Source organism: Chryseobacterium paludis (genome assembly GCF_025403485.1).
GTDB classification, from domain to species: Bacteria; Bacteroidota; Bacteroidia; order Flavobacteriales; family Weeksellaceae; genus Chryseobacterium; species Chryseobacterium paludis.
Genome location: NZ_CP099966.1, coordinates 3,001,973 through 3,026,960, shown reverse-complemented (window position 1 = coordinate 3,026,960; position 24,988 = coordinate 3,001,973). Strand labels below are relative to the sequence as shown.

19 protein-coding genes are annotated in these 24,988 nt (G+C 34.7%); 10 read left to right on the top strand and 9 right to left on the bottom strand.

Annotated features, from left to right (window positions below):
- Positions 1-12: 12 nt before the first annotated feature.
- From NG806_RS13700 to NG806_RS13690, 3 genes are all read right to left on the bottom strand, one after another.
- Positions 13-2,766, bottom strand: coding sequence for a hypothetical protein (locus tag NG806_RS13700; RefSeq protein WP_261510110.1), 2,754 nt, complete (start codon positions 2,764-2,766; stop codon positions 13-15).
- Positions 2,767-2,773: 7 nt separating this feature from the next.
- On the bottom strand, positions 2,774-4,345 hold the full coding sequence (locus NG806_RS13695) for a T9SS type A sorting domain-containing protein (RefSeq protein WP_261510109.1): 1,572 nt from the start codon (positions 4,343-4,345) through the stop codon (positions 2,774-2,776).
- A gap of 230 nt (positions 4,346-4,575) precedes the next feature.
- Positions 4,576-5,646 (bottom strand): DUF4407 domain-containing protein, encoded by a 1,071-nt coding sequence (locus NG806_RS13690; protein WP_214831764.1) that lies wholly within the window; start codon positions 5,644-5,646, stop codon positions 4,576-4,578.
- A gap of 227 nt (positions 5,647-5,873) precedes the next feature.
- Here NG806_RS13690 and NG806_RS13685 point away from each other — a divergent pair, with 227 nt between their 5' ends.
- A complete protein-coding gene (locus tag NG806_RS13685; protein ID WP_261510107.1) occupies positions 5,874-7,784 on the top strand; it encodes a zinc-dependent metalloprotease in 1,911 nt (636 codons plus the stop codon).
- A 56-nt stretch (positions 7,785-7,840) separates the two neighbouring features.
- Complete coding sequence (locus tag NG806_RS13680) at positions 7,841-8,287, top strand: hypothetical protein (protein ID WP_261510105.1); 447 nt, start codon at positions 7,841-7,843, stop codon at positions 8,285-8,287.
- Positions 8,288-8,295: 8 nt separating this feature from the next.
- Here NG806_RS13680 and ruvC read toward each other — a convergent pair whose 3' ends face one another.
- Positions 8,296-8,850, bottom strand: a complete 555-nt coding sequence (gene ruvC, locus NG806_RS13675) for a crossover junction endodeoxyribonuclease RuvC (RefSeq protein ID WP_214831760.1) — start codon at positions 8,848-8,850, stop codon at positions 8,296-8,298.
- Positions 8,851-8,953: 103 nt separating this feature from the next.
- Between ruvC and NG806_RS13670 the strand changes: the two genes are divergently transcribed.
- Positions 8,954-9,445 (top strand): hypothetical protein, encoded by a 492-nt coding sequence (locus NG806_RS13670; protein ID WP_261510103.1) that lies wholly within the window; start codon positions 8,954-8,956, stop codon positions 9,443-9,445.
- Between the two features lie 2 nt (positions 9,446-9,447).
- A complete protein-coding gene (locus NG806_RS13665) occupies positions 9,448-10,812 on the top strand; it encodes a T9SS type A sorting domain-containing protein (RefSeq protein WP_261510102.1) in 1,365 nt (454 codons plus the stop codon).
- A gap of 48 nt (positions 10,813-10,860) precedes the next feature.
- Here NG806_RS13665 and NG806_RS13660 read toward each other — a convergent pair whose 3' ends face one another.
- Together NG806_RS13660 and NG806_RS13655 are read right to left on the bottom strand one after the other, a co-directional pair.
- Complete coding sequence (locus NG806_RS13660) at positions 10,861-11,382, bottom strand: 2'-5' RNA ligase family protein (protein ID WP_261510101.1); 522 nt, start codon at positions 11,380-11,382, stop codon at positions 10,861-10,863.
- A complete protein-coding gene (locus NG806_RS13655) occupies positions 11,382-12,530 on the bottom strand; it encodes a serine hydrolase domain-containing protein (RefSeq protein ID WP_261510100.1) in 1,149 nt (382 codons plus the stop codon). Before NG806_RS13655 ends, NG806_RS13660 begins: the two co-directional genes overlap by 1 nt.
- A gap of 206 nt (positions 12,531-12,736) precedes the next feature.
- Between NG806_RS13655 and NG806_RS13650 the strand changes: the two genes are divergently transcribed.
- A complete protein-coding gene (locus NG806_RS13650) occupies positions 12,737-14,146 on the top strand; it encodes a pyridoxal phosphate-dependent decarboxylase family protein (RefSeq protein WP_261510099.1) in 1,410 nt (469 codons plus the stop codon).
- Positions 14,147-14,187: 41 nt separating this feature from the next.
- Here the strand turns inward: NG806_RS13650 and NG806_RS13645 are convergent, their stop codons facing one another.
- Positions 14,188-14,901 (bottom strand): Dph6-related ATP pyrophosphatase, encoded by a 714-nt coding sequence (locus tag NG806_RS13645; protein ID WP_261510098.1) that lies wholly within the window; start codon positions 14,899-14,901, stop codon positions 14,188-14,190.
- A gap of 109 nt (positions 14,902-15,010) precedes the next feature.
- Between NG806_RS13645 and NG806_RS13640 the strand changes: the two genes are divergently transcribed.
- The gene (locus tag NG806_RS13640; protein WP_261510096.1) at positions 15,011-17,743 is read left to right on the top strand and encodes a M16 family metallopeptidase; all 2,733 of its coding nucleotides are present in this window, start codon (positions 15,011-15,013) and stop codon (positions 17,741-17,743) included.
- A gap of 81 nt (positions 17,744-17,824) precedes the next feature.
- On the opposite strand, the gene NG806_RS13635 is transcribed toward NG806_RS13640, so the two are convergent.
- Positions 17,825-21,172, bottom strand: coding sequence for a methylmalonyl-CoA mutase family protein (locus NG806_RS13635; RefSeq protein WP_214831752.1), 3,348 nt, complete (start codon positions 21,170-21,172; stop codon positions 17,825-17,827).
- Between the two features lie 182 nt (positions 21,173-21,354).
- Between NG806_RS13635 and NG806_RS13630 the strand changes: the two genes are divergently transcribed.
- Positions 21,355-21,687, top strand: a complete 333-nt coding sequence (locus NG806_RS13630; protein ID WP_261510095.1) for a hypothetical protein — start codon at positions 21,355-21,357, stop codon at positions 21,685-21,687.
- Here NG806_RS13630 and NG806_RS13625 read toward each other — a convergent pair.
- Entirely contained in the window at positions 21,684-22,787 is a 1,104-nt protein-coding gene (locus NG806_RS13625) for a DUF3667 domain-containing protein (protein ID WP_214831750.1), read from the bottom strand. The genes NG806_RS13630 and NG806_RS13625 overlap by 4 nt on opposite strands.
- A gap of 389 nt (positions 22,788-23,176) precedes the next feature.
- Between NG806_RS13625 and rplM the strand changes: the two genes are divergently transcribed.
- The 3 genes from rplM (at position 23,177) to rpsB (ending at position 24,969) form a co-directional block, all read left to right on the top strand.
- Complete coding sequence (gene rplM, locus NG806_RS13620) at positions 23,177-23,632, top strand: 50S ribosomal protein L13 (RefSeq protein WP_214831749.1); 456 nt, start codon at positions 23,177-23,179, stop codon at positions 23,630-23,632.
- 5 nt (positions 23,633-23,637) lie between these two features.
- The gene (gene rpsI / locus NG806_RS13615; protein ID WP_072883409.1) at positions 23,638-24,024 is read left to right on the top strand and encodes a 30S ribosomal protein S9; all 387 of its coding nucleotides are present in this window, start codon (positions 23,638-23,640) and stop codon (positions 24,022-24,024) included.
- Between the two features lie 183 nt (positions 24,025-24,207).
- Entirely contained in the window at positions 24,208-24,969 is a 762-nt protein-coding gene (gene rpsB / locus NG806_RS13610; RefSeq protein ID WP_214831748.1) for a 30S ribosomal protein S2, read from the top strand.
- Positions 24,970-24,988 lie beyond the last annotated feature (19 nt).

The following is a 24,988-nucleotide window of genomic DNA, read 5'->3' as shown; positions in this document are numbered from 1 at the left end:
TACATTGTACATTTAATGTTTGTAGTTATACTCATACTCTTTTAATAGTTTACCATTCTTATCTTCCACCCTTTGTAACCGGTTGGATTTATCATACCTGTACACTTCTCTTATCCCATTGGAGAGTGTAATGGAAGTCGTTCCTATTAAGGGATCATACGTGTAGGTAGTAATAGAATAATCTTTTATTGCGGTATCTTTTCTAAGGTTTTCCAAAGCCACGAGTAAAGCCGGTTCCTTAGTTGGATCAACCGCATCTGCATCAGAGGCAGTAATAGCTGCTGTAACCGTAGCAAGAGATGCAATCTGACTATAAGAAGCTCCTGTTATTTTTGCAATTGGCAGGGTTCCTTTATATCCGTAAATAATAGCAGTGGAAATACCTGATTTTGAAACAAGCTCTCTTGGGTTCCCTTTAGTATCATAGTTGTTAATGGCAGTTTCTGTTACCGGAGTTTGATTTTTAAGGTCAAAAGAAAGTACAGAGCTAGGATATAGGTTGGAAGCATTGTCAAATTTAGTTTCTGATTTTTCTACCAGTTTTCCATTAATTTTAGTTTCTGTCTGTAAAGCAGTGGTAAGCATACGTGCGTTAATGAGTTTAGTATTGGAAAGATCCGACGCATACTTTACTGCTTTTTCAGTGATAATCCCTTCAGGGGAGGTTTCTTTTACAGTTGATATTGAAAAGTTGTAGGGGCTGAATGTCGTTTCAGAAATACTCTCAAGGCTTGATGAATTATCGAAAAATGTCTTGGAAGTTACCTTTGTAGATTTGATCCATGCTGCTTTTGAGTTATACCCAGAGCAGATACTATATTGCGGAGCGCCAGAGATTTCATCCATTACATAATCTGTATTTTGTGAAATTGTTATTGCATTTTGCTGGTTATATACTTCTTGCTTATACAAAAGCCCTGTAGAAGTAATATTATAATAAGGTTTGAACATTGATACAGTCGAGGTGTAATCTTCAGGCATTTTAAAGTAATATTTCGCATATCCCAGGTTGTTCGTGGCATCTCCATAAATTTCTTTTACATTTTTGTAAAGGATAATTGTATTATCAAAAAGTTCATCATTAATCCCACAATTTTCAGCAGTATATGTGCCGCCACTTGAGTCATTGGGATTTACAAATGAATTGTATTCATAGCTTGTCTTCTTTTTTAAAACATTGTCAACGTCAAAATGCTCGATACTGGCTATTCTGACACCTGCTGCCGGCGCAGCATTTTTATAAGGCTGTGGTGCAGTAATGATGGTGCGGTATATTATATTTCCATTCCCAAAGCCAGGATTGTTTCCCTGACCTTTGATTTCAAATGTATAGTCACCTGGAGTCAGGATATACTTACTACAGTTAGAAGTTACCGGGGTAACCTCTACACCAGCTTTTTTAAGCTTATAATTAATAACATGAGGCATATGAATAGGGTATTTATCATCATACAGTTCATCATATAAAAACATGAGATAATAAGCTCTTGTCGCATCTACATGAAGATTATATATGCTGCTTTGATTCGTGTCAAAAAATATTCTCTCTTCTTCACTTAATTTTTGGAAAGCAGGATTAGTTAAACTATTATTGTTCAACTGGATTGAGCTGTTGTTCTGATAAATATCCTTAAATTGAAAATTATAGTTGGTATACCCTCCCTCCGGAAGGCTTATACTCTGTAACGTTCGGATTTTATAGATAGTTGGGTTACTATATTCATTAGAGCATACATAATCACCACCACCAATATCCTTATATCCCGAAGATGAAAGATCTGCATAATTGAAGTCCCTTCTTTCAATTCTCTCCTCGATACTGTTAAACCTCTCAAGGCCAGTTAAGTCTCTTCTATCTGTTCCACTTTGATACAAAAACTTATATTTGGAAATAAGCCTGTTCGACTTATCAAAAAGTGATATGCTATTTATCTTATAAGGATCATCAATCCCCTCTTCTTTAATAGTTTCATACTCATTTTCAAAACTAAGCTTTCCAAAGTCTGATGAAATTTCTTTTAATTTACAGCTTTGATACAATAAAATTGATGTTCCTTTTTTATTAATATTATCCTTTTGGTAGGTAAAAGTGGCGACTTCAACATTGCTTTCATCCAGAATTTTACTTAAATAAAACGCAGATTTAAAATAAAAAAGAGGGTCATTTAGAGACTTACTGTAATCATCAAAAATATACTTAAATCCTTTTTCATCTGTAATTTTAAAAGAATTTATAATTAAAGTAGCCGTATTAGCATCTCTTGTATACTCAATTTTTATGTTGTTCCCTGAAATATGATTTACGGTAAAGGTATTATTCGTAATATCTCTGATGAAAGTAAATTTACCAGAATTTCCAGGAATATTATAATAATAGACATCATTGAATTCATTTTTTATGTAACCAGGCTTTGATGCATTATCATAAAACTCATCAACATAATCATTGATAACTCGGGAGATATTCCCACCCTTAGCTAAGGACCATCCAAGACCCACTTCACTACCAGGTTTATTATTAACAACATTGGCAACATGATAACTAAGTCCTACTGGAATTTCCAAGCTTTTATTGCTGGTAGGAAGGCTTAATAAAGGAAGTGATATATCCGGTACTCCTGTAGATAATGAAACGGGCGTATTGACATAGGACGAAAAAGAAGAAACGGAAGGAACCGGTTCGGGAGTATTCCCAAAATTTCTTTGACCTTTTCCAGAGCCAAAGATCAATATAGAGAATGATAATAATTTATATATGGTCTTCATTGTAATATTATTTCTTAATCAGTTTAGCATTAGCAGTTTTATTTTCATTTGTTTTCACAACAACCAGATAAGCTCCTTGAATCAGAGCCTGCGTATTAATCTTTGTTACTTTATTCTTTGTTTTCAAAGTCTGCAACTGTCTTCCACCCATATCATACAAAGTTATATCAGCTTCCTTGAAGCCCTGCCCTGAGCCCGTCGAAGTGTCGAAACCTATTTCTACATAGGCATAATCTGAAACAGGATTCGGATAGATCTTGATATCTTGTTTTACAATGAGCTGATCAATCTGCTTATCACCCAGTTTTATAATCTTCCAGTTTTCTTTTCCTAATTCCTCAGCACTGGTTCCTGCTAAAATGATTGAGCCATCTCTGTTGAGTTTAATATCGGATAACCTTTCTTCTCTTTTTCTGGATTCTCCTTTTACATGTTTTCTCCATTGTTCATCACCCTTATCATTCAGATATAACATCCAAAATGTTTCATCATCGGTTTCTATTCTTCCTTCGGCCTGCGTATAGCCACCTAATAAAATTCCTTTTGTTTTATCATCTGCGGAACGAATAACACTCATTCCCATTAAGATATCCCTGTTTTTGAAATTGTAAGATTTCTGCCACTCTTCATCACCCCTTTCATTTAAAGAGATTAACCAAACATCAGTTCCTTCTTCAATTCCAACCGATTTATTTCCAGATCTTTCAGATCTTGATTCTCCTCCAATGATATAGCCTGAAGATGTTAGTGCTAATGTTCTTAAATGATCATCACCTTTCCCTCCATAATTCTTTTCCCATTCTACTTTTCCGTCTTTTGAAAGTTTTACAATCCAGTAATCACCTTCGCCAAAGTTTTCAGTTTGTTTCGATCCCCCAACATTACTTCTGGAATAAATACCTAATAATGCTCCACCATCTTTCGTAGGGATCATCTTTTCCACTTCATCAAGCCCTTTTCCACCTAAAACTAATTGTGAAATCTCTTTTCCGTTTTTATCAAGCTTGATGATCAAAACATCTTTGGAACCATAACCTTTAGATGTGTTTTGGACATTTCCAGCTACAAAAAACCCAAGATCAGTTGTTTGAATAACAGCCCTGGCTTCTTCATCAGAAGAAGTTCCTAAAGTTTTTTGCCATAATTCATCACCAAATTCACTCAATCTGATGAGCCAGATATCCGATCCACCTTTAGAATCTTCCTTTTTATCTAGTCCTTTCGAAGAATATGTGGTACCTGATACCAAAAAACCTCCTTCCTGTGTTGACGCTGTAGCGGATAAATAATCATGATTGTTCCCTACGAAATATTTTTCCCAAACCTGATCTCCTTGTTGGTTCAGTTTCACCAAGTGAAAATCGTACCCATTATTCTGCTTCGATGTAGCCTGAGGTTCTCGAAGGCTACCTCCCTGAATCACACTCCCAGTAATCAAATACTGTTGATCTATTGTTGTCGTAACCTGACTAAGAAAATCCTGTGTATTGGATTTAATGTCTTTTTGCCAAACCACTTCTTGTGAGTATAACAAGGCGGTAGCGCATAGAGTTAATGCACTTATGTAGAGTTTATGCATGTTTATTATTATATTTTTATTTTAGTTTGTAATTGATTTTTAAAATCCTGCAAATTTAACGTTTTTTAAGACTGATTAATTTCACATTAAAAAGAATTAATATGAATTACATCATGTTTTATGTTCAATGCAAAGCTATTCCAACAAAGCGACAAAAGATGACGTATTATCTGTAAAAACAAATACCTTTCACAATTGTGAAAGGTATTTGTTATCTATTTATTTGAGTATTACTTATTCAAATTCTCTTTAAAATCATCAATCCGATAATCCGTCAATGCATTTCCTTTTTCAATTTTCTCTTTTGAATACAGACGGAAGTCATTTTCTGTTTTTTCCAGTAGATGGTCATAGGGTCCAATATGCGAAATTAACTTAACCAATACAGGAGAGATTTCCAGACAAATAAAAAGTCCCATGATGAAGGCCGCAGCTAAACCAATGATCGCTGAATTTTTTCCTAATTCATCTAATGCCTGTAATCGTGCGGCGAATCCATTGAATTTATCCTCAAATGTTTCTGATGATTTTCTCTCTGTTTCAAGGTTGGTGTATACTTTTGAAATTTCTTTATCTAGATACTCGAGTCTAGGCCCTACTTGTTTTTGGTAGTTTTCTAAATCCTGTCTTCTCTGTTCTTTAAGTTCTTGCTTCCGTTTAGCATTGGATCCGAAACCTACTTTTCCACTGGTTAAACCAGACTGTTTTCCTAAGATTTCTTTTTCCAGTTCTACTGAAGCGGAGTCATATGATTTTTGATACTGAGCAGTCTTTTCTGAAATTTGTTTTTTCTCCGTTTCAAAAGGTCCGCTTTGTTGAAGGATCCTTCCACTCATCTCACCCTGAAGTTGTTTTTTATTGCGTTGAATAATGGTATTCAACTGTTTGTTAACTTCTTTTTCAAAAATTTTAAGTTCCAAAGGTTTTGAAATAATGATTCCTAAAAAAGTAGCCAATATCAAACGGGGAATAGCCATCAAAATCTGATTCCACCATGTTCCCGTTTTTTTTATAGAAGAAACAATATAACGGTCCAGATTGAATATCATTAATCCCCATAAAATTCCGAATCCTACTGAAGTCCATATATTATCGAATACGGTATACATGGCATAACCTGCTGAAAGGGTAGCAAAAACAGCAGTAAATAGAACAATACCCCCGATACCCGCAAATTTGTTCCATTCGCTAGGGGTCTTCCTTAAGATATGAATGTTTCCTCCGGAGCATACCATGAGAAACTTCTGAAACCAATTTATTTTATGATTCGTCTGATTTATAGTTTGTTGTTGATTTTTCATTATTGAAAATTTATACAAAAGTAATACTAAAAATCATACCAATGTTAAAGACAGTAATATGTTTTACCAAGTATGGTCGCTTGTTTTTGTTATAATTATGTTTATCAGTGAGTTATTGTTTATTTAGATTAACATAATATAATTCTCAAAGTTAATGGATTGTAAATTGCTGATTTTTTAAAATAAATAATAGTTTTGCATCGAATAAATTAAAAAATGAGTTTAATATGAAGAAAATTATCTTATGTTTTGCGTTAATGTTTTCTGTTAATGCATTTTCTCAAAACATACAAAATATTTGTGGTTTTGATCAAATCATGAAAAAAATGGATGCAAGACATCCGGAATTAAAAAAGGATAGAGAGGCTGTGGAAGCAAAATTAGTTGCTATGAACAAACAGGCTTATCTTAATAAAGTAGGAGCTACAACTTCCTGGAATAACCTTTATACTGGTCAGGTATATGAAATCCCTGTTGTTGTGCATGTTATCGAATCTCAAGCAACGGCTAATGCAAATTTACATGTCACTGATCAGGAGATCATTGATTGGATCGACAGAGCAAATAAAATGTATGCTACAACTTTTGGGAATGGTTTTTATGCAGAAGGTCCCGGAGCAGATGGAGGAAATGTAATTCCCTTTAAACTAGTATTGGCTAAAAGGTCTCCAAGCTGTACTCCAACTACAGGTATTGTAAGATATAATGGAAGTACTCTTCCCTCTTATGACACTAGGGGAGTAAAGGTAATGGGTACAAGTGGGGTGAATGATTATCAAATTAAAAATGAATTAGCACACCACTGGCCAGAAAATTCTTATTTTAATATTTATGTTGTAATCGGTTTTGATGGTCAACAACAGCAAAGTGGAGGATTAATGGGATATGCCAATTTCCCAAACTCTTATGCATATGAGTACGAAAGCTTTATGAAAGTTGCTACCATAAAAAGCCAGAACAATGTAACATTAACTCATGAATTAGGACATGCATTCGGTTTATACCATACTTTCGGAGATGCCAATTATACAATTCACAGTGGTGATCCAGACTATTGTCCTGTAACTACTGGTGATTGTACAGTAGATGATGATAGGGTGTGTGATACGGAAAGAGCGGGAGCTGCTTATTATCAATTTCCGGCACCTTCGAACTCTCAGATCAACCCTTGTACTACCCAAAATTATCAGGGAGTACAGTATAATATTATGAATTATAGTAATACCAATCGAAAGTTTACTCAGGGACAAAGAGACCGAGCTGTTTTACTAATGATGGAGTATAGAAAAGATTTACTTAATTCAACAGCAGGTAAGGACTTATCAGTTGTAATTCCGTCGCCTGTTTCTATAGTTGCAGCACAGTGTAATCCGCCAAGTACTGCACATCCAACGAATAATAATTTTGCGATCGGAGCTACACGTGTGAAGTTCGGTACCATAAGCAGTGTGACTAATGGATATGATTCTGATGAGGCATCTCCTTCATTTTACGATGATTTCGCTTCTGCAAACTGTATTAGACCTGCATACTATACAGATATTTCTGCTACTACAAGTACAGAATTAAACGTATCCTATTCATATACTTTTAACAATCAACCTGATAAGTTTAGAACAAAGGTTTGGATAGATTATAATAACAACGGATCTTTTGAAGATTCTGAACTTGTTGTTAATCATTTGTCGGGTAACTTGTCAGGGACGGGAATGGAGATCATTACTCCTATTACACCTCCTGCCAGTGCAATAAAAAATACTTATTTAAGAATGAGAATTGCAGTAGATGCAGCCACTTTCAATTCAGTAAACCTTCCTGATCTTACACCATGTTCTCAGCTACAATATGGACAAATGGAAGACTATGCAGTAAGAATTGTAAGTACATTAGGAACATCTGAAGTTAAAGAAAGTTCAGATACTAAGATCGTTTACACAAAATCTGATAATAAACTTCAACTTGTAGGTGGGAAGAATGCCACATTTGGAGATTACCAGATTTATGACATGAGCGGTAAAGTATTACAGAAAGGTACTTCTAAAACAAATGAAGTTCAAATCAACCAAACGTTGCCAAAAGGAGTATACATTATTAATTACTCTGATAAAAAAGAATCAAAGAAATTTACAAATAACTAATAGAGTAGAAAGCCCTTTAAAAAAGGGCTTTTTTTATGCTAAAAAATGTTGAAACAATGAAGAGATTATTTTTTTTACTATGCTGTAGTTTTATATTAAACTGCCAATCGCAGTCTCAAACGGTAAAAGCTATAGATGCAGAGAATGAAAAAGATTATTTTGTGGGAACATGGAAGTTTATTGGAGAAACTTACAAGGATGGGGAAGCAGATAAAGTATATCCACTCCACGAATGTACAAAGTTTTATACCCTGTTATTTGAAAAAGAAAAAGAGAATATATTTTTAACGAAGAACTTTGCAAGCGGAAAGAACTGTGAAATAAAAAGTTCATCAGCCCGAAACTTAGTGACCATAAAAGGAAGCTCTTTCAATTATATGGATGCAGATCTGAAAGAAAGCAAACAGTTTAAGATTATTTCAAAAAACAAATTTTCAATTCTCTATAGTGATATTATATATGGAAAAGTTACCGATATAGAAGATACTTATGAAAGGCAATAATTTGTAGGCTATTTTAACCGATCCGGATTTTGCTTTAAAAAACTTTCCCAACCGGAAAATGACTTGGTATTTGCAATTGTTCCGGAATTAAAATGATGACAAACAGCTACGGCTAGACCATCTGATGCATCAAGATATTTCGTGGGGAATTCTTTTAGCTTTAAAAGATTTTGAAGCATTCCCGCAACCTGTTCTTTACTGGCATTTCCATTTCCTGTGATCGCCATTTTTATTTTTTTCGGAGAATACTCCGTAATAGGAATATTTCTATGCAGGCTTGCTGCCATAGCTACGCCCTGTGCACGCCCCAGCTTTAGCATACTCTGAACGTTCTTACCAAAGAATGGTGCTTCAAGCGCTACTTCATCCGGATGATACTCATCGATTAATGCCAAAGTCTTATCAAAGATATATTTCAGTTTCGTTTCGTGGTTAGGATATTTTTTGAGAATAAGCTCATGGATGGAAATCATTTCCATCTGACCTTTTTTAACGGAAATAATCCCAAAACCCATTATGGCAGTGCCCGGGTCAATTCCTAAAATTATCTTTTCTGCAATCATTGGGTCAAAGATAGGACTTTCTGAATTTTTATAGTCATTAAAAAAAATAATAAAATCAAATCTTAAATTGGTGAAATATTCTTAACTTCATCAAAAATTGATTATGAAAAACTTACTAAACTTTTTTATCCTTCCAACTTTTATTTTTTGTAGTTTTCTGCAAATGAATGATTTAAATATTGGAGGATCGCTTAAAGACGAAAATTTTTCGCGGGACAAAAACCAGATTGGCTATCTGTTTTTTAAAGTTGAAAAAACGAAATCCGGACCAGAAAAAATTACTTTGGAATCAAAGAAATTAGCAGATGGAAAACTTAAATCAACCCCTTCTTTTGATAGAAATTCAGCGGGGATAGGGGATTTTATTATTTCTCTGACTGATGCCAATGGAAAAGAATTTGTGAAACAAATTGTAGAAGATCCATTGAACCAAAACATGGAAAGTTTTGAAAAGGAAGGGATCAGCAGACATAAAGTTTCTACAGAAGCTGCTGAATTTAGTATTCGCTATTCTCACTCTGCGGAAATCCAGGTGGTAAAAGTAGAGAAGATCACCAATGCCGGTAACCAATTATTATTTAACCAAAAACTATAGCCATGAAAAAAACTTTATTTCTATTACTTGTCAGTACGTTCTGTTTTTCACAGACATTTCAGACTGTATCGCTTCTTAATAACGGATCTAATGCCAATCGTATTAATATTGCGGTTTTAGGTGATGGTTTTACCTCTGCACAGCAAACTAATTTTGTGTCGTCCGCACAATCTACGGTCAATTATCTTTTTACAAAGAGTCCTTACACAGAATATAAGAATTATTTTAATGCTTATGCAGTGAAAGTTGTTTCTACACAAAGTGGAGTGAAACATCCTGGAACAGCAACAGATGTTACAGAGCCTGTAATTCCCGTATCTAACCCTACCAACTATTTGGGATCTTCCTTTGATTTCGGTGTTCACCGATGTATTTACAGTAATTCGACCAACACGGTAGCGCAGGTTTTAGCGGCTAACGTACCGGATTATGATATTACGTACGTTCTTGGAAATTCTACAGAATATGGGGGTTGTGGCGGAACATATGCATTCGCTTCATTAAACAGTGCTGCCAATGAAATTGTGGTCCATGAGCTTGGGCATTCTTTTGGAAAACTGGCTGATGAGTATTGGTTTTCAGGATCTGGAGAATCTCCTAATAAAACTCAAAACTCCAATACCGCTACCATCAAATGGAAAAACTGGTTAGGGTTGAATAGTGTAGGAGTGTATCCTTATACGGAAAGCCCTTCATGGTATCGTCCACATCAGAATTGCGAGATGAGATATCTTGACAGACAATTCTGTTCGGTATGTAAAGAAGCTATTATTGAAAGAATACACTCGCTGGTTTCTCCGATAGATTCTTATACGCCGGCAAATAGCAGCAATTTAAATGGTAATGCAGCAGTGACCTTTACTGTGAATGAAGTTTTACCAATACCAAATACATTAGTAAATTCATGGAAACTGAATGGAACTGCTCTTTCTTCAACGAGTAACTCATTAACAGTTTCTCCATCACAGCTAGTTACGGGTCTTAACACCCTGATTTTTTCAGTAACTGATAACACGTCTTTAATAAAAGTTACAGGTCATAGTGCTGTTCATTTTGCTACAGTGACCTGGAAATTGAATAAAACATCAACATTGAAAATTTCCGACGTTAATGCAGAAGAAAGAAGATTCGGAATATATCCTAATCCGGCTGAGAATGAATTTTATATTAAAGGTAAACAGGATTTTTCAAAAAATGCTAAAGTGGTATTGTATGATGGATCGGGTAGGCTGATCCCTGTAAAATTTGAGATGAACAATGCATCAACGATTCGTGTTAATATCACTGCGATTCCAACAGGAACTTATACCTTAAGTGTAACAGATGAGGGCGGCTTGGTTATTTCTCAGAAAATCATAAAAGAATAATCTACATATTTGTATCTATTTAAAAAATCGGCTGTAGGGCCGATTTTTTTATATGAGTTTTTTTTCTGCTATTGGAACCCATTTTCCATCATAACGAAGTACTAGAATTTTATCAACTATGAATTTAGTTTTGTAAGGTTTGTCTTTATAGACTTCCCACGCTTTTAAGTAATTTTCATAGCTTAAATCCCTGTAACCAATGGTCATATGGGGAGTAAAAGAGTATTTGCCAAAATTAAATTGCCGTTTTACCCTGTGATACAAATCGGTCAAATTTGCGTTTTGCTCAGGTTGAACAAAGAGCACCGGGTTTTTAGGGTTGGGGAAACTTCCAAATCCATTCAGCTTAATTTCAAACGGAGCTAAATTTGTATCAATTCTTTCAAATGCAGCAATGATATCATTTTCCAGTTTAAGTTCTCTTGAAAAAGGTGGAAAAAGAGTAATGTGAGCGTCATTTTTAATCGCTTTTGGATTATTGTAATTGTTGGCTAAATCTTGTTTAAAGACTTTCACCTCATCAATAATCTGCTGTGGTGGATAAATAGCTATAAAGTACAACTTTTTCATCAGAGTTCATTTTGCTTATCGGGTTTGATCATTTGCTTTCTCAGATCAGTAACTGTATTTTCAATGGCATCTGTAATTTTCTTTACCTCAAGATGAGGTCTGAAAATATAGCCTTTACCTTTTGCTTCATCGGCAATATTAGATAGGATAATGACCGAAGTTTTAGAGTCAGGATAATAGATGTTTAAAGAAGGAGAACCTTTAATATATCCACTATGAAAATAAGTGGTTGGTTTTCCTATATTCAGCATGATTCCATATCCATAACCCATCTTTCCTAAAATAGCATGGTGCCTTTCCGAACTTTTTAAGATGAACTTTTTAAGAGTTTCCGGGTTTAAGATCTTTCCACCGTATAATGCATTGTTCCAGCGATGTAAATCGTCAGTAGTAGATAAAATACCTCCCGCAGGAATCCCAATTTCTTTTCCACTTAATCTTTTCGGCATATTGGGTATCTTTTCGGCATTCTTCTTATTTCCAAGGTAAGCACTTGCGAAATTTTTGCCTTTGAATGTATTTCCTGTTGAAGAATTTTTCATTCCCACTTTTGAAAGTAGCTCCTGAACATTTTCATCATAAGATTTTCCTGAAACCTTTTCAATGACCTTCCCTAAAGTATTAAAGCCATCATTCGAGTAGAAAAAATCTGAACCACTTTTAAACAATAGTTTTCCGCCTAAAGTATTTAAGCCGGAAGTATGATTTAAAAGTTGATGGATACTTATGTTTTCATATTCTTTAGTCTGAAATTCTTTTAGATATTTTGAAACTTTATCCTCAATATTGAGCTTTCCATGTTCCATTTGAAGTAAAACAAGAACAGATGTAAATTGCTTACTTACAGAACCAATTGCAAAAATTGTACTGTCATTTATTTTTGCTTTATTTTCGAAATTGGAAAACCCATTTTCTTTTCGATATAGCTCTGTTGAATCTTTAAAAATGGCGATACTTCCATTAAAATCATATTTTGTGAAAACAGAATCGATCTGCTTCTCTAATAGTTTTTTCTTGAAGGATGTTATCGTGGAATCTATAATTGCATTTCTATCAACTGTTTTTGTAGTATACTCAGGTGCATTTTTGCAGGCAGTTAAAGAGAGGGTGACTAATAAGGGGAACAATAAATGGGAAATTTTCAGCATTTGTTTTTAATTTAATGCTATATCATCAAAAAGGATGCAAACAGGGCATTTTAGGACTAAAAATAATGAGCCGGGAATTCTAAGTTTACTTTTTAACAGGTAAAATATTGACTAATAGTTTCTTCTGGAAATTTTGATAACCCACAAATTATGTAAGCAAAATTGTTACGGAAATTAATACTTTTGAATAGATTATTAATTCAAATATGAAAACATTCCTGGAAGATGATTGGTCAGAAATTGATCACTTATTAGAAACAATAAAAACACAAGGAGTATCTTATTTAAAAACTTTATCCGACAGAAAGACATCTGTTGATCATAAAATTTCATCTCAAGAAGAATCAGTACCTGAATCAGGATATGGAACAGAAAAAGTATTGGAAATTTTTAATGAAAGATTTGAACCTGTTATTGTTGGATCATCAGGTCCCAGATATTGGGGATTTGTTACAGGGGGAGCTACTCCTGCCTCTATTGCCGGAGACTGGCTAGCTTCTGTATATGATCAGAATACCCAATCGACGAAAGGGCAGGGGGATGTTTCTGCGGTCATAGAAATGGAGACGATCAAATTGATACTTGATCTCTTAGGGCTTCCGGAAAGCTTTTTAGGAGGTTTCGTAACCGGCGCAACGATGTCCAATTTTACCTGTTTGGCAGTAGCAAGACAATGGATTGGGAAAGAAAATGGAAGGGATATTGCAAAAGACGGTATTTCGGTACCTTTCAAGATACTTACCGCCACACCACATTCTTCAAGTTTGAAATCGTTATCTCTCTTGGGAATCGGAAGTGGAAATGTTGTAAAAATTAAAACAATGGAAGGGAACCGGGAAGCGATGTGTATGGATGATCTGGAAAGTAAGATTATAGAATTACATGGTGAACCTTTTATCCTGATTTCAAGCGGTGGAACTGTAAATACAGTGGATTTTGATGATTTTAAAGCGATCAAAGAGCTTAAAAATAAGTATAACTTCTGGTGGCATATAGATGCTGCTTTTGGAGGATTTGCAGCTTGTTCCGATGAAACTAAACATCTCGTGGAAGGCTGGGAGGCCGCAGACAGTATTACAATAGACTGTCATAAATGGTTGAATGTTCCTTATGAAAGTGCTGTTTTTTTCGTAAAAGAACAACACAAAATACTGCAGGTTGAAACTTTTCAGAATTCTAATGCCCCTTATCTGGGTGATCCTCTGGAGAATTTCAGCTATTTAAATTTCTTACCTGAGAATTCAAGAAGATTAAAAGCTTTACCAGCATGGTTTTCAATAATGGCTTATGGCAAAAATGGATATCAGGAAATTGTTGAAAGCAATGTGTCTTTGTCCCGACAATTCGGTAATCTAATTGAGAACAGCACTGACTTTAAGCTTTTAGCTCCGGTAAGACTCAATACGGTTTGTTTTAGTTTGAAAGATAGTGCAGATCAGGATAAGGTTAATGAATTTCTTGAAAGACTTAATAATACCGGAAAGGTATTTATGACTCCCACTTTCTATAATCAGCACAAAGGAATAAGAGCAGCATTTGTTAATTGGAAAACTAATGAAAAAGATGTGAAGCTGGTATTTGATCTAATGAATGAAATCATGACAACATTTAAATAAAAGATATAATAGCCCCGCAAAATTTCAAAAAACAGCGGGGGTTATTTTGAGATCAGGTCACAGAACCAGAAAACATAATCACCGTTACTCTCATTATTATCAGTTTTTGGCTTTGGATACGTTTTCTTCACAATCTCTCCAACCTCAAATTTAATAGGATTTTTGAATAATGGGCCATCAAAAGTAAACGTATGAAATTCGCCATTTTCTCCACAAGGATCAACATTCTGTGGTAAGTCGGCAATAAACTGTTCATCAATAATTCTTCCGGCAAAGCTTTTATCTAAATAGGTTTCATTCACACAGGTAACAATTGTTTTAAAACCCAGATCTAAAAATTCGTGGATGAGGTTCGTGGTATCTTTTTTCCAAAGTGGGAAGACTGCTTCCATATCAATAGCTTTAAGTTGGTCTTCACGGTATTTTCTTAAATCTTCCAGAAAGATATCTCCAAAAATGGAATACGTTATGCCTTGGGACTTTAGTTCAGACATTGTTTTATTCATAATATCCCGATACTGTTCCATAGAAGGTTCTTTGGGAATTTCCATTTTAATTAAAGGAAACCCGATGCTGGATGCTTGCTGTTCTAAAAGAGAAACATGAACACCATGCATAGAGATCCGCTGATATTCTTCATTGATGCTGGTAAGTAAATAAGCTATATCAAACTTGTTTTCTTTTAAAGTTTTATACAATGCAAGTGCGGAATCTTTTCCACTGCTCCAGTTAAATAGGGCTTTTGGTTTTTTCATTAAATAGTGATATTTTTATGGATCTCTGTAACATTTTGTAAGGCATAGTTGTCTTATAATTAGTGACCAGAAAACTTTTTAAATTTAAACGAAATTAAATAAAAACTAGATGAAAAACTTAGTATTTGGGGCGGCAGTCCTATTTTTTACAGGAAGTATCAGTCCTGTTTTTTCTCAAAATGCTGATGCTCCGAAATTTATCGGTAATACGGAAGGAGTTAAAGAATATACCATTAATAACGGAATGAAGATTCTTTTAATTCCTGATCCTTCGCAAAGCAATATGGTTGTGAATATTGTGTACAATGTAGGATCGAAAGATGAGGGCTATGGTGAAAAAGGGATGGCACATTTACTTGAGCATATGTTGTTCAAGAGTACCAAGAACCTTGGAGATATTAAAAAGCAGCTTTCCGATAAAGGAGGCCAGGCCAACGGGACCACTTGGTATGACAGGACCAATTATTACGAAATTTTCCCTTCCAGTGAGGAAAACCTGAAATGGTCATTACAAATGGAAGCGGATAGAATGATCAATGCTACCATCTTACAAACTGATTTGGATAAAGAATTTTCAGTAGTAAGAAATGAATTTGAAATTGGAGAGAATAATCCTACAAGAGTTATGATACAGAATGTATTTTCCAATGGATATGTTTGGCATAACTATGGAAACAGCACTATAGGAAGCAAGGAAGATATTGAACGTGTAAAAGCGCCTACTTTACGAAAGTTCTATGAAAAATATTATCAGCCGGATAATGCAACTCTTATTGTTGCCGGAAAGTTTGATGAGAAAAATGCATTAAAATACATTTCAGATTATTTTTCTATTATCAAGAAGCCTACTCGTGAACTGGGCGGAACGTATACAGTAGAGCCTGCTCAAAATGGAGAGAAATACTTTGAGATAAAAAGAAATAATGATCAGCAAATCATAGCTGCAGGTTATCATACATCAGCGTATGCGGATAAAGATTTTGCAGCCTTATCAGCACTTTGTGAAATTCTGACTTCCGATCCTTCAGGATATTTATACAAGAATTTGGTAGAAGCTAAGAAGGTTTCTTCTATCTGGACATTCAGGCCTTCCTTAAGAGATCCCGGAATGATCTATTTTAATTTTGATGTTCCAAAAGATAAAAATCTTGATGAAACCACGAAACTTGTAAGAACGGAATTAGATAGAATTTCATTGATCCAGTTTACGGAAGATGATCTTAAAAGAGCCAAATCAAAATTGGTTAAAGAAATAGAAGATCAGAAAAATAACACCATCAATTTTGCGATCAATCTTACGGAAATTATCGGAGCCGGAAATTACAAATTGAACTTCCTTTACCGGGATAATGTTGAGAACCTAAAACTGGAAGATATCAATAAGGTAGCTAAAAAGTATTTTATAAATAATAACCGTACAATGGGTGTTTTCCGCCCTTCTCCAAATGAAGAAAGAGTTTTCCCAACAGAATTTAGGGATAATCAGATTGCGGATCTGGTAAAAGATTATAAAGGAAGAGCTTTAGAAAAAGAGCCTGCACCTTTTGAAGCTTCAATTGCCAATGTTAAAAAGAATCTTACCGAAGGAAAGCTTTCCAATGGGATGAAATATGGACTTATCAACAAAGAGCTCAAGGGAGATAAAGTTCAGGGGAATTTCCGTTTCAGAATTGGAAATGAAAAAGACCTTCAAGGTAAAGAAGCTATTGCAGGCATTACTGCTGCTTTATTGAAATCCGGAACTAAAACCAGAACAAAAGAGCAGATACAGGATGATTTGGATCAAATGAAATCATCTGTTTATACCTATGTTTATGGACAAAATTTAATTATTGGCATCAATACTTATAAACAATATTATCCGAAGGTAATGGCCATTGTACAGGATATATTGACGAATTCAACTTTCCCTGAAAATGAGCTTGGTAAAACCATCACTGAAATCAATACACAGCTGGAAGGACAGCTAAAAGATCCACAGGCTATAGCAAGTAATGAGCTACAAAGACTGGCGTCTCCATATCCGAAGACAAGTATTTTTTATGTTGCTTCCTTACAGGAACAAATTGATGAAAATAAAAAAGTGACCAAGGCTCAGGTGACAGATTTCTATCAGAATATGATGGGCGCATCAGATGGTGTTGGAACTTTGATAGGTGCTATTGATCCAAAGCTAGCTTCATCAGAACTAGAAAAGACATTTGGAAAGTTTACCGCCAAATCAAAATTTGTTGAGGTAAAACCTACATTCTTTGAAACAAAAAAACAGGACAAAAACATCATAACCCCAGACAAAGAAAATGCAGTTGCCCTGGGAACTTCAAGTTTCAAAATGACACAGGAGCATACAGATTATCCAGCTTTAGTAATGGCTAACGAAATTTTAGGAAGTGGAGGATTCCTTTCTGCCAGATTACCGATGAGGCTACGGGAAAAAGAAGGGATTTCTTATGGTGTAGGTTCCTATCTCAGTGTTCCTGTTTCGAATGATGTAGCTTCGTGGAATTACTATGCCTATTTGAACCCAACGAAAAGAAATGCTGTAGAAGCGGCTATAAAAGAAGAGGTAAGTAAGGCACTTGCTTCTGGATTTACACAGGCAGAATTAGATTCTAACAAGAAAAGTTATGCCAATGAAAGAACAACAAGTTTAGGATCAGATGGCACTCTTATTAATCTTGAGAATACAAAACTTCTTTTTGGTGTTCCATTGGAAAGATTTGATGAACAGAATTTAAAAATTCAGAATCTAAAATTATCTGAAGTAAATGCTGCTTTGAAAAAGTATCTTTCTGAAAATAATATTATCTCTATTTTCGCTGGAGATTTTAATAAGAAATAATTCTTTAAATAGACTAAAAAAAGTAAAGCCGTAGATTAATCTGCGGCTTTATTTAATTTATAATTGTCTGTTCAACAGAGATTACATATTTCTTCTGTATTTACCACCCACTTCAAATAAAGCATTGGTGATTTGCCCAAGAGAACAGTATTTCACAGCATCCATCATGACATGGAATAAGTTTTGTTGGTTGATAGCTGCGTACTGTAATGTTTTTAAGGCTGCTTCAGATTTATCTTCATTAGATTTTTGGAAATTGTGAAGGGTTTCAATCTGAACCTGCTTTTCTTCTTCAGTAGAGCGGATAACTTCTCCAGGACGTACTGTTGGCGAACCATCTTTTCCAAGGAAAGTATTAACTCCAATAATAGGATATTCTCCTGTATGTTTCAGCCATTCGTAATGCATAGATTCTTCCTGGATTTTTGAACGTTGATACATGGTTTCCATTGCACCAAGAACACCACCTCTTTCTGTAATTCTGTCAAATTCTGCATAAACAGCTTCTTCAACAAGATCCGTTAATTCCTCAATAATGAATGAACCTTGAAGAGGGTTTTCATTTTTAGCTAAACCTAATTCTTTGTTAATGATCAGCTGAATGGCCATCGCTCTTCTTACAGACTGCTCCGTTGGAGTTGTAATAGCTTCGTCATAAGCATTCGTGTGAAGTGAATTACAGTTGTCATAAATCGCATACAATGCCTGTAGCGTAGTTCTGATATCGTTGAAATCAATCTCCTGAGCGTGAAGAGAACGTCCTGAAGTCTGAATGTGGTATTTCAACATCTGACTTCTTTCATCAGCACCATATTTTATTTTCATAGCTTTTGCCCAGATTCTTCTTGCTACTCGTCCGATCACTGAATATTCAGGGTCGATACCATTGGAGAAGAAGAAAGATAAGTTAGGAGCAAAATCATTGATGTCCATTCCACGGCTTAAATAATATTCTACATACGTAAAACCATTAGCCAATGTAAATGCCAATTGAGAAACAGGATTAGCTCCAGCTTCAGCAATGTGATATCCTGAAATAGAAACTGAATAAAAGTTTCTTACTTTCTCTGTGATAAAATATTCCTGAACATCACCCATTAACCTTAAGGCGAATTCAGTAGAGAAAATACAGGTATTTTGTGCCTGGTCTTCTTTTAAAATATCAGCCTGAACCGTACCACGAACTGTAGCAATAGTTTTAGCTTTGATTTCTGCATAAGCTTCAGCCGGAATAACTTCATCTCCTGTGATTCCTAATAGTTTTAAACCTAAACCATTATTAGAAGGTGGAAGTTCTCCATTATATTTTGGTCTTTCTAAACCTTTATCATCAAATTTTGCCTTTAAAACAGCCTCAACCTTCGCTTCAAGTTTATGCTCGGCAATATATTTTTCAACATTCTGATCAATAGCAGCATTCATGAAAAATGCCAACAGCATTGGAGCAGGCCCATTGATGGTCATTGAAACAGAGGTCATAACATTCACTAAATCAAAACCGGAATATAATTTCTTTGCATCATCTAAAGTGGCAATCGAAACCCCTGCATTTCCAATTTTACCATAAATATCTGGTGGTAATGCCGGATCTTGTCCATATAATGTTACAGAGTCGAAAGCTGTTGATAGACGTTTTGCATCCATTTCTGCAGAAACGTAATGGAATCTTCTATTTGTTCTTTCAGGACCTCCTTCTCCCGCAAACATCCTTGTAGGATCTTCTCCAGTTCTTTTAAACGGATAAATTCCTGCTGTATATGGAAAGCTTCCGGGAAGGTTTTCCTGTCCCTTCCATAAAATAAGATCTCCCCAATCCGTATATTTTGGTAAAGCGATTTTAGGAATTTTTAGATGAGATAAAGATTCAGTTGAGGTTTCTACTTTGATTTCCTTTCCACGAACGAAATAAGAAAAGAATTCCTCATGGAAAGCTTTTTTAGTGTCTTCCCAGTTTTTAAGAAAATCGATATTTTCCTGTTGAAGGTCTTTTTCAGCTTTTTGGTATTCGGTGTCTAAAATTTCATTAGTAAGAATATTTTTAACCCCTTCTATATGATACATTTTTCTGGCCAGCTCAGCTTGCTTTATAACATTTGCATCATAATGTTTATTGTTTTCAACAATTTCAGACAGATAGCGAACCCTCTTTGGAGGAATGATCGTTACTTCTTCTGTAATTTCCTGCTCAACGAACCCATTCAGTTTTAGTTCTGAAAACTTGTCATTAACTTTAGAAATTAATCTGTTGTATAGTTCTGTTGTTCCGTGATCATTAAACTGAGATGCCTTCGTTGCATATACCGGCATATCATCTAATGGACTTTCCCATAACAGGTGATTTCTTTGGAACTGTTTTCTTACAGCCTGTAAAGCATCAAGTGCCCCTCGTTTATCAGATTTGTTTAAGGCTACGAGATCCGCATAATCTAACATGTCAATTTTTTCCAACTGTGTTGATGCTCCATATTCAGGAGTCATTACATACATTGAAACATCAGCAAAATCAGATACCTCGGAACCTGACTGCCCAATACCTGAAGTTTCCAGAATAATAACATCAGGATGTGCCAGTTTTAATACATTCAGTGCTGAATGGATAAATGGAGAAACTGAAACGTTATTTTCTCTTGTCGCCATTGAGCGCATATAAACTCTAGGATCATTGATGGCATTCATACGGATTCTATCCCCAAGTAATGCCCCTCCGGTTTTCTTTTTCGAAGGGTCAATAGATATGATCGCTATTTTTTTATCTGTATTGGAACGTAGGAAACGTCTTACCAGTTCATCGGTCAATGAAGATTTCCCGGCACCACCAGTACCTGTAATACCAATAATAGGAATATTAAGATCTTTCGCTTTTTCATCAATAGCTTTTACTAATTCTGGCTTTTCATCAGAAAAGTTTTCAACAGCAGAGATAATTTTAGCAATGCTTGTTGAGTTTTCGAAATTAATTGATTCTAAGTCTTCAACCGTGATGTCTTTTCCGGTTGCAAAATCTGATCTGTTCACCAGATCATCAATCATTCCCTGAAGTCCAAGCTCTCTTCCATCATCCGGAGAGTAGATTCTGTCGATTCCATAAGACATGATGTCTTCAATTTCTTCAGGCAGAATTACACCGCCACCACCACCGAAGATCTTAATCTGTGGAGAGTTTTTTTCTCTTAAAAGATCATAGATATATTTAAAATATTCATTATGACCTCCCTGATAAGAGGTTAAAGCGATAGCATTAGCATCTTCCTGGATAGCTGTATTTACAACTTCCTCTGCTGATTTATCGTGACCAAGGTGGATGACTTCGCAACCAGTTCCCTGAATAACACGACGCATAATATTAATTGCGGCATCATGTCCGTCAAATAATGACGCTGCTGTTACAATTCTTACTTTGTTTTTAGGAGTATATTTTTGGGTTTCCATAAAAAATCTAGAAAATTTCTGAATTCCCAAATATAATAATAATATAGAACATAAGATTTAACTTTATGCTTCTTTAACTCAGGTCATTAGGTGTTTTGATTGAATTAAGTAATCGCTATTTTACGAATATGCTCCTTAGAAATAATAAGTAATTTATTTACTTTTGCATTATATATTATTATATGCAGAAAGCTTTGATTTATTTTGGACTGGGAACTGTGATCAGTTTTCTAATTAATTATTTTCTTTTAAGCAGCGAAAACCTGGGGCTTGATTTCTACTATGCAGCTGCTTTTGGTTTTGCATGGGGATTGGCTTATTATCTGGATACCCCTAATTTTACATTGCCACAAAAATTAGGATTATCTTTTGCCGCAATGGGCGTTTTAGTGCTTATAGGTTTTCTTATTTTTAATTTGCAATTAGCAATTCCTTCTATCCTAAAATTTTCAACTGTTTTTGTAGCCTATTATTTAATAGCCAGTTTTAGAGGAAGTAAGTCTTTGCGTAATTAATGCATCATTATAAAACTGATATAGGTTAATATCATAAGCATTAAAAGTAAACCTATAAAGTTGACGATAAACAGGATTGATCCTTTTAAGATGCTTATTCTCTTGCTATTCTCATAAACCCTGTGATGCGCTATAAAGAAGTAGGCTGAGGTATAAAAGAATAAGGCAGTATAACATAATCCGAAGATAAGTGTTAACACCTTGTAGCTCGGCAATACGGATACCAAATGGCTACCAAGAATAAATATTAACGAACTTAGCAGTAGGAATGAGAAGTAATGAAGTGTGAAAATACCATGGTCGAAATACCACCATTTTTTCTTACTGTGAAATATCCATAGAAAAAAAGCAAAAATAGGTAAGTAAACAAAAAGCGCTTTTGGAACTGAGTGTATAAAAGTTTCCACAAAACGGTTAGTTATTTCTTTCTTGTTAAAGCCTCTGTCCTGCAAAGAAAATATTTTTTCAGCAAAAGGTCTTAAAGAAACATATATTTTGCCTCCATGTATGCTCAGAGAATCATATTGCTTCTTTGTTGTTGCACCTAGAATAGAGAATTTATCTTTAGAACTGCTAAAAACTTTTTTGGTAGAGAGCAAATCTTCAATTTTGTTAACTTTATCGAGTTTGGATATGCTATTATTAATTATAATACTGTCCTCTCCACCTTCTGCGATCATTTCCCGTTTTATGCTGTCTGCTATTTTAGCTACCTGATTTTTTTTCTCTTCTAGATTTTTTTGTGCTGAGTGTTTTTCTGTTTTTTCATGTTCAGTGTCTTCTGATTTTGGGAAAAGAGTAGGAACAAAGAATGTTAAAAAGCTTATGAAGATGTATAGTTTTACAGGCGGCACAAACAATTGTCTTTTACCTGCAAGATATTCTTTGGTTAGCCTTCCTGGGCGTCCTATCAAATATTGTATCGTTTTCCAGAATTGCCCGTCATAATGAGTGAAGTCCTCAATAAAATGGGTGAAAAGAAAATAGAAGGGTTGGCGGGGCTGCGTATTTTCCTGTCCGCAATGTGGGCAGAATCTTTCTTCTACGGTATGTCCGCAATTGAGACAGTTTTTTTCTTCTCTTATTTTTCCGTGACTCATGGTAAGTAAGGCTTTGCGGCAAATATAATTATTTCGAGAATGAAAAATAATTTTTTACATGAAATTAATGTAAATTGTAATTTAATGAATGGTTAAATGATAATAGGATGCGGAAATTTTTACGGAAAAGTTAATAAAGTAAGAGTTTAGTAACTAAACTCTTTACTTTATCACCTGTGTTTTTAGAATCTTCTAAAACTTTTTTTTCATCGTATATGATTTTGCAATATCTGTGCCAAGAATATTTTCTATAGATAGAATCTGTCGAATCGTTTAACCTAAACACGTAACCAACATATTAAATTAAATATGTTTTTCCATTACAAATTTAATTTGTATCTTTGCACACCCTTATGGGGAAAATTATGTTTAATCTTTAACTAAAACGTGTGAATACATTAAGTTACAAAACTGTTTCAGCGAACAAAGCTACTGCTAATAAAGAATGGGTTGTGGTAGACGCTGAAGGACAACCTTTAGGAAGACTAGCTTCTAAGGTTGCAAAGATTTTGAGAGGTAAGCACAAAACAAACTTTACACCTCACGTAGATTGTGGTGATAACGTTATTGTTTTGAATGCTGGGAAAATTACGCTTTCCGGAAACAAGTGGGCAGATAAAACTTATATCTGGCATACTGGTTACCCTGGAGGTCAAAAATCTATGACTGCGGCTGAACTTCAAAAGAAAGATTCTTTGAAAGTATTAGAAAAGTCTGTAAAAGGTATGTTACCTAAAAACAGATTAGGTTCTGCTTTATTCAAAAACCTTTATTTATATGAAGGAACTGAACACAAGCACGAAGCTCAACAGCCTAAAACAATTAATATTAACGAATTTAAATAATTAATATGTCTACAGTTCATAAAATTGGTAGAAGAAAAACTTCTGTAGCAAGAGTTTACGTAAAGCCAGGTACTGGTAATATTACAGTAAACGGTAAAGATGCTAAAGAATATTTCTCTACAGACGTAATGGTTTATAAATTAAATCAACCGTTTATCCTTTCTGAAACTGTTGGTCAGTATGACGTTACCGTAAATGTTTTCGGTGGTGGAAATACAGGACAAGCAGAAGCTATCAGATTAGGTATTTCAAGAGCTTTATGCGAGATCAACGCTGAGTTCAGATTAGCATTAAAGCCAGCTGGTTTACTTACAAGAGATGCAAGAATGGTGGAAAGAAAGAAGCCAGGTCAGAAAAAAGCAAGAAAGAGATTCCAATTCTCAAAACGTTAATTTTCAGACTTCAGATTCAAGATTTTGGATTTCAGAATTTTTTCAATCTATTATCTTTTATCTAAAATCTATTTATCTAAACAAAAAAATTGCCCGTTACGTTTAGCATCCAAACGCTTCTCCCATCTAAAGAAGTTGTTGATTGTTTAAAAGACGGAAAGTAAACTAACAAAAACAGAAAACATGGCAAAAGCAAATGTAAAAGACCTCCTAGAGGCTGGGGTACACTTCGGTCACATGACTAGAAAGTGGAATCCAAATATGGCTCCGTACATTTTTATGGAGAAAAATGGTATTCACATTGTAGACTTACATAAAACAGCAGTAAAGTTAGATGAGGCTTGTAGCGCTTTAGAAAAACTTACTTCTGCAGGTAAAAAAGTTCTTTTTGTTGCGACTAAGAAGCAAGCAAAAGAAGTTGTTGCTAAGCACGCTTCAGAACTTAATATGCCTTATATTACAGAAAGATGGCCAGGAGGTATGTTAACAAACTTTGTTACTATCAGAAAGGCTGTTAAGAAAATGAACTCTATCGATAAAATGAAAAAAGATGGAACGTTCGAAACTTTATCTAAAAAAGAAAGACTTCAGGTAGACAGACAAAGAGCTAACCTTGAGAAGAACTTAGGTTCTATCTCTGACATGGTTCGTCTTCCTTCTGCTATCTTCGTTGTTGATATCTTAAGAGAACACATCGCTGTAACTGAAGCTAAGAAATTAGGTATTCCAGTTTTCGGTATCGTAGATACTAACTCTGACCCTAGAAAAGTAGATTTCGTTATTCCAGGAAATGATGATGCTTCTAAGTCTATCGATATGATTTTGAACGTTGTTTCTGATTCTATCAGAGATGGTCAATCTCAAAGAAAAGCTGACAAAGAAAAATCTAAAGAAGAAGGAGAAAAAGTATCTGCTGATACAGATGCTGATTTCGATGCAGAATAATTAAAGATTTTCTTTAAAA